Genomic DNA, 13,728 nt, shown 5'->3' with positions numbered 1-13,728 from the left:
CCTCGCGGTCGTACGACAGGACGTCGTGGGTGACGGGCTGGGCCGGGCGTGGACGGGCGGGGTCAGCCGGCGGCAGCCGGGTCGGGCAGTCGTTCGCAGAGGGCGGCGGCAAGCGCCGCGGCGTTCCCGTAGGACCACAGGAGCGTGGGCGACAGGCGGAGCCCGAAGGAGGCCTCCAGCCGGTTGCGAAGCTCCAGGCCCATGAGGGAGTCGAGGCCGAGTTCCTTGAACGGCACCGCGCTGCCGACGCCCTCCGCGCCCAGGCGCAGTACCCGTCCGGCGAGCCGCCGGACCTCCTCCTCGGCGAGCGCCGGACGTTCGGCGGCGGGAGTGCCGAGGATCCGGGCGAGGAAATCGCCGCCTGCGGCGGACGCGCCGTCGTCGCGGGCGGCGGCGTGCAGGCGCTCCCAACTGCCCAGCGCGGCCGTGTCGGGGTAGGCGTCGAACCAGCGGCGCAGGCCGATCGGCACATAACCGGTGACCGGCTCGTCCCGCTCCAGCATGCGCACCAGCGCCGGCCACGCCTCCTCGGGCGGGAAGCCGCCCATGCCGCGTTCCTCCAGCCGGGCGCCGCGTTGTTCCTCGCTCGCGGCGAGACCCGTGCCGGTGAAGGGGCCCCACTGGACGCTGAGCGCCGGGCGGCCGCGCCGTCGGCGTGCCTCGGCGACGGCGTCCAGGTAGGAGTTGGCGGCCGCGTACGCAGCCTGGCCGGCGTTGCCGACCAGCGCGGCGGCGGAGGAGAAGAGGACGAAGAGGTCCAGCGGGTCGTCGGCGGTGGCCTCGTCGAGGTTGCGGGCGCCGACGGCCTTGGGGGCGAGCACCCGCGCCAGCTGGTCCTCCGTCATGTTGCGGACGGTGGCGTCCTCCAGGAGTCCGGCGGCATGCACCACCCCGCGCAGCGGTGGCAGGTGCTCTCGGACGCGTGCCACGACGGCGCGCACCGCGGCCGGGTCCGACACGTCGCAGCGTTCCGTGGTGACGCGGGTGCCGGCGGCCCGCAGGGCCTCGATGCGGGCGGTGGCCTCCGGCGCCGGCGCGGAGCGGCCCAGCAGGACCAGGGAGCCCGCGCCGAGGGCGGCGAAGTGCTCGGCGAGGCTCAGGCCCAGGGCGCCGAGACCGCCCGTCAGCAGGTAGGTCCCGTCCGCCCGCAGGCGCCCGCCGGTCAGGGGGAGGGCCGTCACCTCGGTGACGGAGGCCGGGTCGACGAGGACCGTGCGGGCGCCGCCCGAAGCGGCCCCGGCGCTCTCGCGCAGTGCGTCGACCGCGCCCGCCATGGGACGGGTGCGCACCGCAAGGGGCTCCAGCTTGCCGTCGGCGAGCAGTTGCCATGCCTCGGCCAAGGCGGCGGCGAAACGGCGCGACCGGGGGCCGAGCAGTCCGGGGAGGTCGATGCCGGCGAGGGCGATGCCCCGGCTGTGCGCCTCGGCGCCGAGTGTGCGGCCGCCGTTCCCGCCGAAGGTGAGGTAACGGCCGCCCGCGGCGACGGCCTCCAGCCGTCCGTCGTCCGGCCGTCCGGCCGGGGAGGCGAGCACGAGGTCGACGCCCCGGCCGCCGGTGGCGGCCCGTACCGCGTCGGTCCAGCCCGGGTCGGCGGGGTCGACGACGAGGTCGGCGGAGTCCTGGTCAGGGGCGGCCGACGTGGTGACGATCCGGGCGCCGAGGACCCGGGCGACCTGTTCGACCGCGGCGCGCGCGGCGACCTGGGGCGGCAGGTCGATCAGCACGGTCTCCCCCGGCTCCAGGCGTCCGAGGTCGGCGAGGGCGTACCAGGCCGCGCCCAGGGGCAGCGGCAGGGCGGCGGCCTCGGCCTCGCCGAGCGCCTCCGGCACCGGGACGGCGTGCTCGGCGCGCACGGTGACATGGGTGGCGAAGGCGCCCGCGGCGCAGGCCGCGACCCGGTCGCCGGGGGTGAACGCGCTGACGTCGGGGCCGATCGCGCTGACGTGTCCGGCGCACCCCGAGCCGAGCGGCAGCACACCTGGGGCGCCGACGGCAGGACCGAGTGCCCGCTGGGCGTCACCGTGGTCCAGGGCGACGGCGGCGACCTCGATCTCGATCTCGCCGGGGCCCGGCGCTCGGCGGGCGAGCGGCAGGAACTCGACCGGTTCCTGGGCTCCGGGACGGCGGGCGCCCGCGCGGAACGGCTGCCTGCCGGAGCGCGGCGCGGGCAGCGGAGCATTCGCGGTGTCCGCCGTGCCCCGGGTGAGACGGGCGGCGAGGCGGCGGCCGGCCCGGAGCGCGACCTGGTCCTCGGCGGTGTCCTCGATGAGTTCGGCGGCCCAGTCGGCGGGGTCGCAGTCCGGGTCGACGTCCACGAGCCGGGCGAGCAGTTCGGGGTGTTCACGCCGGAGCACCCGGGTGAAGCCCCCGTACATGGCGGCTCCGGGGTCGGGGGCGTCGTCGGGGCCGGTGGCCTGCGAACGGCTGGTGACGACGGTGAGGCGGGGCGGCACGGGCAGGTCGGAGCAGGCCCGGGCCAGCGCGGCGAGCCGGACGAGTCCCCGTCGTTGCGCCTCCTCGCCGTCGCCGGCGTCCGGCGCGACGAAGGCGACGTGGCCGGGCGGTTCGGCGCCGTCCGGCAGGACGGGTCCGGCGGACTCGGTGACCCGGGCCCCCGCGGCGGTGAGGGCGGCGGCGAGCGGCGCGAGCACCTGCGGGCGGGTGCCGGGCCCGGTGCCGTCCGTGCTGTCGGCGGTCTCGGCCCCGGTGACGAGCCAGTGCCCGGCCTCGCCGGTCCCCCGGCGTGGCGTGGTGAGCTCGGTCCACTCGATGCGGTGGAGGCGTTCGGCGTCCGTCCCGCCGGCGTCGCCCGCGCCGGGAAGCGGGGTCAGTGCCAGCCCCTTCATGACGAGCAGCGGCTGGTGTCCGGCGTCGAAGATCTCGATGTCGACGACGCCGTCGGCGCGGCGCACGGCATGGGACCAGATCCGGTCCAGCCCCTCACCGGGCTCGCCGCACAGGTCGATTCGTTCGACGGCGGTGGGGACCACGGCCTCGCCGGGCGCGAGGTCCGCGCAGAGCGCGAGGGCGACCTGGAGCGCACCGTCCCACAGCGCGGGGTGGAGCGCGCGGGTGCGGTTGCCGGCGCGCAGCCGGTCGGCGAGCACCACTTCGCCGAGCGCTCGGCCGCCACCGGGCTCGACGACGAGCGTCGTGACGCCCTGGAACGCTGGGCCGTACTCCAGGCCGCGCGCCGCCCAGTCGCGGTAGAAGGCGGCGGTGTCGGTGGGCGCGAGCGCGGTGTGCCAGTCGGGGAAGGCGGCGGCCGGGCGGGGTGCCGACCGGGCGGAGGAGCGTGCGACGGCGTTCTCCTGCCAGCCGCTGCCGCCGACAGGCAGGGAGAGCAGCCGGAAGGAGCCGCCGCGCCACTCGGCGGTGAGCCGGGTGAGGTCGTCGGTGACGGCGATCTCCTTGTGGAAGCGGACCTTGTCCAGTCGGCGCACGGGGGAACCCGGCAGCGACCGGGCCGTGTTGACGGCGACGGCGAGCATCCCGGCCGCGGGCAGCACCGCGGTGCCGTGCACCTTGTGGTCCTCCAGCCAGGGCGGGTTGCCCAGGGACAGTTCCAGCGCGCCGTGGCGGGTGTCCTCCTCACCGGGGGCGGGCACCAAGGGCGCGTCGAAGCCCCGGGCCGCGCCGGATCCGCGCGGACGGGCGTCGGTCCAGTGGCGCTCGGAGCGCAGCGGGTATCCGGGCACCGTGGTGGCGGCGCGCCGGGGCAGTCCGCCGAAGGGCTCCAGACCGGCCGTGTAGGCGCGGCCGAGCGCGGTGGCGACGTCGGCGGTGGTGCCGTGGTGGCGGCGCATGGTGGTCAGGACGGCCGTCCGGGCGGCGCGGCCGGCGGTCAGTTGCTCGATGGCCGGGGCGAGGACGGGGTGGGGGCTGATCTCGACGACATGGGTGACGCCGTCGTCGAGCACGGATTCCATGGCGTCGGCGAACTGCACGGGGCTGCGGAGGTTCTCCACCCAGTAGGCACCGTCCATCTCGGGCCCGGACACGCGGGTACGGCGCACGGTCGACATCAGCGGGATGCGGGCGTTCCGCGGCCGTACGGGCGCGAGCGCGGCGAGCAGGTCGTCACGGAGCGGATCCATCTGGGGGCTGTGGGAGGCGTAGTCGACGTTGACCAGACGGCAGTAGGTGCCTTCGGCGTCCAGCAGTTCCTTCAGGGTCAGCACCGCCTCCTTCTCCCCGGAGAGCACGCAGGAGTGCGGGCCGTTGTGGACGGCCAGGGAGACGCTGTCCTCGAATCCCTCGAGTGCGGCGAGGGCGGCGTCGCGGTCCAGGTCCACCGCGAGCATGCGGCCCCGGCCGGAGGTGCGGCGCGCGATGGCGCTGCGCCGGGCCATGAGGAGGGCGGCGTCCTCGTAGGTGAGGATGCCGGCGACAGTGGCGGCGGTGATCTCTCCCTGGCTGTGTCCGAGGACGACGCCGGGCTCGACGCCGGAGGCGCGCCAGAGTTCGGCGAGGCCGAGCGACATCGCCCACAGGGTGGGCTGGAGCATGTCGATCCGGCGGGTCCAGGCGTCGTCGGCGCGGCCCGAGAAGATGTCGAGCAGATTCCAGTCGGTGTGCGGGCGAAGCGCGTCGGCGCAGCGGGTGACGACGTCGGCGAAGAGCGGGCTGTCCGCGAAGAGCCGGTTGCCCATGCCGTCCCACTGGGAGCCCTGACCAGGGAAGACGAAGGCCGTACCGCCGTGCGGGACGGCGGTCCCGGTGACGAGGCCGGGCGCGTCCGGGTCGGCGTCCGGGCCGTCGGCGAGGGCGGTCAGCGCGGTGCGCAGGGTGTCGGGTCCGTCGGCGGCGACCAGGGCGGCCCGGTGGGCGAAGTGGTCGCGGCGCCAGGCGAGGACGCCGGCCTGTGCGGTGGTCGCGTCGTCGGTGGCGGGGACGAGCGGGGTGAGGTCCGCGGCGCGCCGGCCGAGCGCGGGGGCGTCCTTGGCGGACAGCGGCAGCACGGCGGGCAGCCCGGTGGCCGGGGCGTTCGGGGCTGCGTCGGCGGCTGCGTCGGCGGGCGGGCTCATGAGGACGACATGGGCGTTGGTGCCGCCCCAGCCGAACGAGTTGACGCCGAGGCAGAGAGGACGGTCCGCGGGCAGCGGTGTCGGTTCGCGCACCACGCGGACGTTGAGGTCGTCGAAGGGGATGGCGGGGTTGAGCTCCGCGGAGTGGAGGCTGGGCGGCAGTGTGCGGTGGCGCAGGGCGAGCAGGTTCTTCATCAGGCCGGCCAGTCCGGCGCTGGCCTCCAGATGGCCGATGTTGGTCTTCACCGAGCCGATGAGCAGCGGAGTGTCACGGTCGCCGCCGAGCACCCGGCCCAGTGCGGTCGCCTCGATCGGGTCGCCCCGTCCGGTGCCGGTGCCGTGCGCCTCGACGTAGTCCGGCGCGCCGGACGGTACGGCGCCGGTGAGGTAGGCGCGGCGCAGCAGGTCCTCCTGGCCGGCGGGGCTCGGTGTGACGAGGCTCTCGCCGCCTCCGTCGTTGTTGACGACGGTGTTGGCGATGATCCCGTGGATGCGGTCGCCGTCGGCCAGGGCCCGTTCCAGCGTCTTCACATAGAGCGCGGCGACGCCCTCGCCACGCACGAAGCCGTCGGCCGCGGCGGAGAAGGTCTTGCAGCGTCCGTCCGGGGAGAGCGCCCCGAAGTGGGTGAGGCCGACGGTCACATGGGGGTCGAGGATCAGGTTGGTGCCGCCGACGACGGCCGCCTCGATCTCACCCTGGCGCAGGGCCTGGCAGGCGAGATGGAGGGCGACGAGAGAGGAGGAGCAGCCGGTCTCCACCGTCATGCTGGGGCCGCGGGTCCCGAGGAAGTACGACAGCCGCGCGGCGATCACGTCGAGGGCGTTGCCGACGAGGCTGTGCGGAGTGGGCCGGGCCTCGCGGTCCTTGCGCAGGAGTTCGTAGTCGTGCCACGAGGCCCCGACATAGACGCCGGTGCGGGTGCCGGCGAGCGCCCCGGCGGGCTGGCCCGCGTCCTCCAGGGCGCGCCAGCCGACCTCCAGCATGAGGCGCTGCTGCGGATCGATGGCCTCGGCCTCCCGCGGCGAGATGCCGAAGAACGGGGCGTCGAAGAGGTCGACGCCGTCGACGAAGCCGCCGACGGCCTGGATCTCGCGTTCCGGGTCGAGCTGCGCCGAGCTGTCCCAGCGTTCGGCGGGCACGGAACGTATGGCGTCCCCGCCTTCCATCAGGAGGGTCCAGAAACTGTCGAGATCGGGCGCGCCCGGAAACTTGGCGGCCATGCCGACTATGGCCGTGACATTCGCCGGGTCGCGGTCTTCCTTCGCGTCCATGTACCGTCGCCTTCTCATCTCGCAACCGAATACCGAAGCAATCCGTCCGACCGTACAGCCGCCCATAATCAGGGGAACACCCCTGACATTCCAGGGGTGTTCCCGGGGGCCACTAAGGGTCTGCCTGCGGATCGCGCGCCGGGCGCACCTATCCGCGGAGGCGGGTCCTGACCAGCCCCTTGCTGGCGTTGATCATGCGGGGACCGATCTCCGGCGGTGCTTCGCGGCGCGACCAGACCGCATTCATCGCCATCTTGGCGGGGCTCATGGCGAAGCAGCGTGTCGCCTCCTCGCCGAGACGGAACGACGGGGAGATGAAGTCGGCATTCTCGATGTGTTTGAGAATGCGCTTGGCCGCATCACCGGGTGAAATGCTGCCGTTTTCCACGGATTCACAGAGATCCCGCGCGAGAAATCCCATCTCGTTGAATCCGGCGCTGACCGGGAGGGGGGACCCGGGGTGCTTGCTCTGCTCCAGGTCGAGGAAGACCTTCTCGTCGCCCGTGGTGTCGTAGCGGTAGTAGGCGTCCTCCAGCATGACGTTGCCGAGCATCGTGCCGAGCATCCAGGTGCGGTTGACGGCGTTCCACAGCTCGTAGTCCCGGAAGCCCACGAAGGAGCTGTAGACCAGGTCGTCGTGGAAGTCGAACAGCCCCTGCTGGAGGCTCTCCAGGTAGGAGAAGCGCTCCAGCGACCAGTCGCCGTCGCGGGAGGCGGCGATCAGGCGCCAGCCGAGGGCGTTGACCAGCTCCATGGTGTTGGTCAGCCCGCGCGAGTAGAGGGCGTCGATGAAGCCGGCCGCGTGCGACGTCAGGCAGAACCGCTCCCCCACGACCTGCTTGGCGGAGTACTGGAGCCGGCCGGTGGAGACCCACGGCCGCACGGCCTTGGCCCCCTGGAACTGCCAGGCGATCTCGGGGTACCGCTTCAGGAAGTCGTCGAACTCCTGCTCCGGCGTGGCGTCACCCTTGGGGAACTTCCGGGGGTCGTAGGTCAGTCCCACGCTGCACAACGGGTTGAGCGAGCCCTCGTGGTTGTCGAAGGGGATGACCCAGAGCCAGCCGCCGTCGAAGACGTGGTGCAGGGTGCCGTGGTGCCAGGGGTTGGGCTGCTTGTGCATGCGCCCGTTGGGCGAGCGGTCGTAGGGACGCACGCCCACCATGTGGGTGAACATGCTGCGCGAGTGGGTGCGCGCCCGCGTCGGCGTCTCACGGAGCCCGAACTTCTCCGCCAGCGGCGAGCGGAACCCGCTGCCGTCGACGACGTAGCTCGCCCGGAACTCCTTGCCGGCCTCGGTACGCAGCACGGCACCGCTGTCGGGGTCGATCTCGATGTCCGCGATGCGGGTGGTCAGTTGGGGCACCGCCCCGTACTTCACCGCAAGGTGGAAGAGGTAGGCGTCGATGTCCTGGCGGAAGAGGTGCGACTCGGTCCTGATGGCCGACGGGACGACGAGCTGGTTCACCTCCTGCGGATTCTGCGGGCGGCCCTCGCGGTGGTAGACGAAGCCGAAGTTCTGCTTCTGCCCGCAGTTGCGGGACACTTCCTTGCGGATCCCCTTGAAGCTGGAGAGCGCCTTCAGCTCGGGGACCTTGTAGCGGTCGGCGATGAGCCGGGTCATGCCCGAGGTGTACGGGATGGTCGACTCGCCGACCGCGAAACGGGGGTGCGTCCCGGCGTCGAGCAGCAACACCCGGACGCCGTTGCGGGCGAGGACCGCCCCCAGCATGCCGCCGGCCATTCCGCTGCCCAGGATCGCCACGTCGTACTCGTTCGCGGATGTCTTCTTCGTGTCCTTGCGCGGCACACCGCTCACCTGTCTCTCTTCGCTAGGAAAAGGTGCCTGCTCATGTCGCTGCCGCTCCCATGAAGTAGGTCCTCGGCAGTTCCTTCCGTGTTCGGATGCCGAGCTTCCGGAAGGCCTTCGTGAGGTGCTGCTCCACCGTGCTCACGGTCACGGTCAGGGCGCCCGCGATCTCCCGGTTGGTCCTGCCGTGGGCGGCGAGCGCCACCACGCGGCGCTCCGCCCAGCTCAGCGCTGCGAACGCGGCGTTGTCCGGCTCGGCGACCCCCGCCGTGCCGTGCACCACAGGGGCGGGACGCCCCACCCCGCACTCGCGCCGTAGGCGCTCCGCCTCCTTGAGCCCGGCGACGGCCCGCGCCCCCTGGCCGGAGGAGGAGTACTCGTCGGACAGTTCGCCCAGTGCACCGGCCAGCTGGAAGCGGTCGCCGCAGGCCCGGAAGATCTCGACCGCCTCCTCCAGCAGCCGGCCGCGCCGACCCTGCTCGCCGACCGCCGCGCACACGCGCAGGGAGACGCCGCGGGCACGGGTCGGGCGCGCGCCGGCGATCGCCAGCTCCTCGTGGGCGAGTTCGCGGGCCGGGCGGGAGTCCGACAGGGCGAGGTGGGCGCGGGCTGCGCTGCTGCGCCACGGCACCAGCGTCGGCTGGTCGAGCCCCCACTCGGCCATCAGCTCACCGCACCTGCTGAAGTCGTCGAGCGCGGCGTACGGACGGCCGGTCGCCAGGTGGTAGCAGCCCCTGGCGTGGAGGTAGTTGAGCCCGAAGCGGCTGGAGAACATGCCGTCGGGCACCGGCTGGGCGACGTACTCCGCCGCGGCACCGAAGTCCCCGGCAGCGGTGGCCGCCTGGACGAGATTGGCCAGCGGCCCGCCGATGCACACACCCCAGCTTTCCGCCGGGACCTGGGCGAGCGCCGACTCGGCGAGCGTCCGCGCGTGCGGCAGATCGCCCTGCCGCAGCGCGATACCCGCCCGCAACGACGCGAACTCGGCGGCCCACAGCGGTACTTTGCGGGCCCGCGACTCCTCGAGCCAGTGGTCGCACCAGCGGGCGGCGGCCTCCTGACGGTCGGCGAACGACAGGGCGGCGACGGCGCACATCAGCCATTCCTGGGTGTGCTTGCCGAGCCGCATGGCGCGCAGGGCGCTCTCCGCGTCGGCGACCGCCGCGTCACCGGGCCCGTGGGCGAGTACCTGTGACAGCGCGGTGACGCCCAGCAGACGCGCATCGCCGGTGGCCGGCCGGTCGATCGGCGGGGCCTGCACCACCGGGTAGGTGACGGACAGCAGCTTCCAGGTGGCCCTCACCTCTGCCGCGTAGCCGGGGTCCTGGAGCTCCTCGCCGTCGTCCATCTGGGCCACCGCACGCACGGCCTCGTCGAACCTGCCGTGCCACAGCAGGTACTTGGCGAGCATCAGCGTGTGTCTCGCGGGCAGCCGACCGTCCCCCAGGGCTATGGCGAGTTCACCCAGGTGAGGGGTGCTGATCGACGGGTTCAGCATCCAGGCCGTCGACGCCAGGAGGGCGCGCAGGCCGACCCGTTCGCCGTCGTCCGTGCCGAGCCGCAGGGCCGCTTCGAGGCAGGAGTGGGCGTCGGCGACGCGGTTGGCGCTGAGATGGCGCTCAGCGGCGTCGCGCAGCACCGGTACCGCCCAGGTCAGCGATCCGTCGTCGTCGCAGTTGCGCAGATGGCGGGCGGTCCTGGTGGTGGCGACCCCCTCCTCGTAGCACATCAGGGCGGCGCGCCGGTGCAGCGCGGCGCGTTCGGGCACGCTGAGTCCTTCGAGGACGGCCTGGGCGGCGACGGGGTGACGCAGGCGTATCCCGTCGAGGAAGCCTGCGACGGCCAGCTCCCGGGTGCCGCGGACGACGGCGCTGGGTTCCAGGCCGGTGAGCCGGGCGAGCAGGGCCGGTGCGTGGATGTCACCGTCGAGCGCCGCGAGCGCCTGGGCGAGCCGGAGCAGTGCGGGACGCCCGCGGTGCAGGCAGCTCAGCAGGGTGTCGCCGTAGGTGTCGCCGACCACGATGGCGCCCGGGTCGGGAGTCTGACGGGAGTCCTCCAGCAGCGCTCGGACCAGCAGCGGGTTGCCGCCGCTGACCTTGTGGCACCGTTCGGCGAAAACGGGGTCCGGAGGCGAGCCGAGGTACAGGGCGAGCAGCTCGGTGGTCCCGGCCTGCGGGAGCGGGCCTGGATTCACGCTGCGATAGCGGGGCTGGCGGAGCAGCTCCGCGTGGAGCTGCGGGTGCGCGGGCCGGGAGAGCGGGCACTCGGTGAACGCCAGCACCACCCGGGCGCCGCGCAGCCGGCGGATGAGGTGGAAGAGCCAGTGGAGCGTCAGGTAGTCGGTGTACTGCACATCGTCGACGCACAGCAGCACCGGCGCCTCCTCCGCGGACCGGACCACCTCGGCGCAGAGTTCGTGGAGCAGATCGGTGGTGTCGGCGTCGAGGGTGAGCGGCGGCCCACCGGCCGCACCGGCGATGTCGTCGCAGGAGCCGCGGAGGCGGTCGAGGGCGGCGACGGCCGGGGCGGGGGCGTCCGGAGAGCGCAGCAGCTGCTGGAGCACACTGCCCGGGGAGAGCCGCTCCGGCCAGGAGCCGACGGCGTCCAGCACCACGAAGCCCCGGTCACGGGCGGTGCCCTTCACCGCCGTGAGCAGTTCGGTCTTGCCGCAGCCCATGGCGCCGCCGATCATGGCCACGCCGCCGCCGTCACGGTGCGCGCAAGCGTCCAGGAGCTCGGCGAGTTCTGCCAGTTCGCGGTCCAGTCCGATCAACCGCATCTCTTCCACTCCTCCTATCCGGCCGACGACGTCACGCGTTCCGGCTCGGCTCTGTCCTCGGGGTTCGGGACTTCGACGGGTTTGCGGTAGATGCGGGTCAGCAGCGGACCGGTCATGGCGGTGGTGACGACGGCCATGACGACCATCAGCGAGTACAGATCGGTGTCGAGCAGGCCGAGTTGCAGACCGACGCCGAGGATGACGAGTTCGGTCAGGCCTCGGGTGTTCATCAGGACACCGAGTGTGGCGGCCGGCCGGGGAGGCAGGCCCATGGTGCGGGCGCCGGCATAGGTACCGCCGAACTTGCCCAGCACCGCGACGAGCAGGATGAATCCCAGCTCCACGAAGTCGGACGCCTTCATGGAGCCGAGGTCCACGTTGAGGCCGGCGATCACGAAGTAGACCGGCAGCAGCAGGGAGGTGACCTGCCCGACCCGGTCCTCGATGTCGCCGCGCAGGACCACGGTCTTCTCCCTCGGCATGATGGTGCCGAAGAGGAAGGCGCCGAAGATGAAGTGCATGCCCATCGCCTCGGTGGCCGCGGCGGAGAGCAGCACACCGATGAGGACCAGGGCGAGGTGCCAGGGCGCGAAGGCCACGGCCTCGCCGTTCCTGACGAAGACGCGACGCAGCAGCGGGCGCACGCCGAGCATCATGACGAGGATGTAGGGCACCGCGATCGCCACCCGCCAGTGGTCGCCCCCGCCGCCGACCGACGCCTGGACCGCCGCCAGAGCAGTCCAGGCGACGACGTCCACGGAGGCCGCGGTGGCGAGCGCGATGTTGCCGATGGTCGTCCTGCTGAGCGCGCGTTCGGTGAGGATCCGCGCGAGGACGGGGAAGGCGGTGACGGAGACGGCGAGCCCGACGAACACCGTGAACCCCGCCTTGTCGGTGACGTCGTGGGTGCGCATCAGATAGAGGGCGAGCCCGATGCCGAGCAGGAACGGCACCACGGTGGACCCGGTGACCGCACCGCCGGTCACCCGGCTCCTGCCCCGCAGCGTGGCACGGTCCAGCTCCATGCCGACGGTGAACATGAACAGCGCCACGCCCACGTTCGCCAGAACGGTCAGGAGCGGGCGGATGTCCGCCGGGAACAGCAGATCGGATATCGCCCCGTTGAACAGCGTCGGTCCCATCAGGATGCCGGCGACGATCTCGCCCACCACCGCGGGCTGGTTCACCCAGGCCGCCAGGTGGCCGAGCGCTCTCGCCAGGAAGAGGATCAGCCCGAGGTCGATGAAGAGCAAGGTGATCTGATGACTGCTCATGACGGCGGCATCCTGCCTGTCCTTGTCGTGGGGGTAAGGGCGTTCAGCTCGCCGCGGCGTCGGTGTTCTCGGCGATGAGGTCGTCGATCTTGAGGGTGAGCATCGGGTGCTTGCCGCTCAGCCCGGAGATCAGCTGCACGAAGTCCGCCGAGGGGGTGCGCTCGCGCTCCGGGTCGACCATCTCCTGGGCCAGGGAGTGGTAGAACTCCTTGTACTTGGTGCGGTCGTAGAAGCGCTCGACGAACATGCGGATCTCGTCGAAGAAGGCGCGGTAGGCGGTGACATACCGCTTGAGCGCCTGCTCCTCGATCTCCGGGTGCTCGATGATCTTGTCGACGATCCTCGCCAGGGTGCTGGCGGCGAGGGTCGCCAGCGCCACACCGGTGGAGAAGAGCGGGTCGACGAAGGCCGCGGAGTCACCCACGCAGACCCAACCGTCGCCGTTGAAGCTCTGGCTGGTGTACGACCAGTCGCGCGCCGTCCGCCAGCCGGCCGCCTGGTTGGCGCCCGCGAGCATCTTCTTGAGCTTGGTGGACTTCCCGACCTCGGCCTTGAAGAGGTCCTCCAGGGACTGCCCGTCCTTGGTGGCGTCCTTGGAGCGGGTCACGTAGCCGACGCTGACCGTGCCCTTGTCGATCGGGATCGCCCAGAACCAGCCGTCGTCCAGACCCTCGATGAGGATGTTGGTGTACTCGTCGCCGCCGAGGCGCTCGCAGTTGTCGAAGTACGTCCAGACGGCGACGTTGCGGAGTTCCTCGTGCCAGGTGATGTCGGCGTAGCGGCGGCTGAGGAGTCGCGCCTGTCCGGAGGCGTCGATGACGAGCTTGGCGCGGGCCTCGTAGGAGCCGTCCGTGCCGCGCAGGGTGAAGCGCACACCGGTGACGCGACCCTCGGTCTCGATGGGCTCCTTCACGGTGGCTTCCTCGATGATGTACGCGCCCAGCTCACGGGCGCGGTCGAGGATCAGCGAGTCCATGTCGGCGCGCCGGGTGTGGTAGGCGTACTCGTGGCCGCCGCCCTCGATGAACGAGAAGTGCCACGGCACCTGGGCGTTGCCCCAGACGAGAGTGCCGCCGTACTTGCGCTCGAAGCCCCGGGCGTCCATGCGTTCGGTGATGCCCAGCTCATCCATCGGGCGCATGAAAGCCGGGATGAGTGACTCGCCGACGTGGTAGCGGGGGAACCGCTCGCGATCGAGCACGAGGACGCGGTGTCCGCGCTTTGCGAGAAGCCCCGCGGTGGTGGCACCGGCCGGCCCACCACCGATGACGATGACGTCGTATTCGTCAGGTACTCCGTGAAGAGTCGACGACATGACACTTCCTCCCCTTGCTTCGACAGACGTGTCCGCTTTGCGCGGCGCTCGCACCGGCATTCCTCAGAGCCTGACGTGTGGCCCATAAAGGTCTTCTGGACTATCTCTGGATTTCGTTCAGAGATTGCTTCACAGGCCTCCGGTCCCGGACGGGTCGGCGAAGCGTGTCGGCCAACTGGTGGTTCTCCAGGATTGCCACGATCGTGCGAGGCACGGCGCACAGCGTGCCGTTCAGTGTCGACAGCGGCTGGACC

Annotated in this window: 5 protein-coding genes; all 5 read right to left on the bottom strand. The window is 72.3% G+C overall.

Going from position 1 to position 13,728, the window contains the following annotated elements; genetic code table 11:
- Positions 1 to 62: 62 nt before the first annotated feature.
- The 5 genes from ACWDEX_RS32495 to ACWDEX_RS32475 all read right to left on the bottom strand — a co-directional run bounded on the left by ACWDEX_RS32495 (position 63) and on the right by ACWDEX_RS32475 (position 13,474).
- Positions 63 to 6,299 carry a type I polyketide synthase gene (locus tag ACWDEX_RS32495; protein ID WP_450468060.1) on the bottom strand — a complete coding sequence of 2,079 codons (6,237 nt, stop codon included), beginning with the start codon at positions 6,297 to 6,299 and terminating at the stop codon, positions 63 to 65.
- A gap of 148 nt (positions 6,300 to 6,447) precedes the next feature.
- Positions 6,448 to 8,115 carry an NAD(P)/FAD-dependent oxidoreductase gene (locus tag ACWDEX_RS32490; RefSeq protein ID WP_450468059.1) on the bottom strand — a complete coding sequence of 556 codons (1,668 nt, stop codon included), beginning with the start codon at positions 8,113 to 8,115 and terminating at the stop codon, positions 6,448 to 6,450.
- Positions 8,116 to 8,146: 31 nt separating this feature from the next.
- Positions 8,147 to 10,885 (bottom strand): BREX system ATP-binding domain-containing protein, encoded by a 2,739-nt coding sequence (locus ACWDEX_RS32485; RefSeq protein WP_450468058.1) that lies wholly within the window; start codon positions 10,883 to 10,885, stop codon positions 8,147 to 8,149.
- A gap of 14 nt (positions 10,886 to 10,899) precedes the next feature.
- Positions 10,900 to 12,159, bottom strand: coding sequence for a cation:proton antiporter (locus ACWDEX_RS32480; protein WP_450468057.1), 1,260 nt, complete (start codon positions 12,157 to 12,159; stop codon positions 10,900 to 10,902).
- Between the two features lie 43 nt (positions 12,160 to 12,202).
- Positions 12,203 to 13,474: an NAD(P)/FAD-dependent oxidoreductase gene (locus ACWDEX_RS32475; protein ID WP_450468056.1), complete on the bottom strand. Its 1,272-nt coding sequence runs from the start codon at positions 13,472 to 13,474 to the stop codon at positions 12,203 to 12,205.
- Positions 13,475 to 13,728 lie beyond the last annotated feature (254 nt).

Source organism: Streptomyces sp. NPDC001020 (assembly GCF_053599115.1).
The sequence above is the reverse complement of the archived record's forward strand: the minus strand, read 5'-3'. Positions and strand labels throughout refer to the sequence as shown.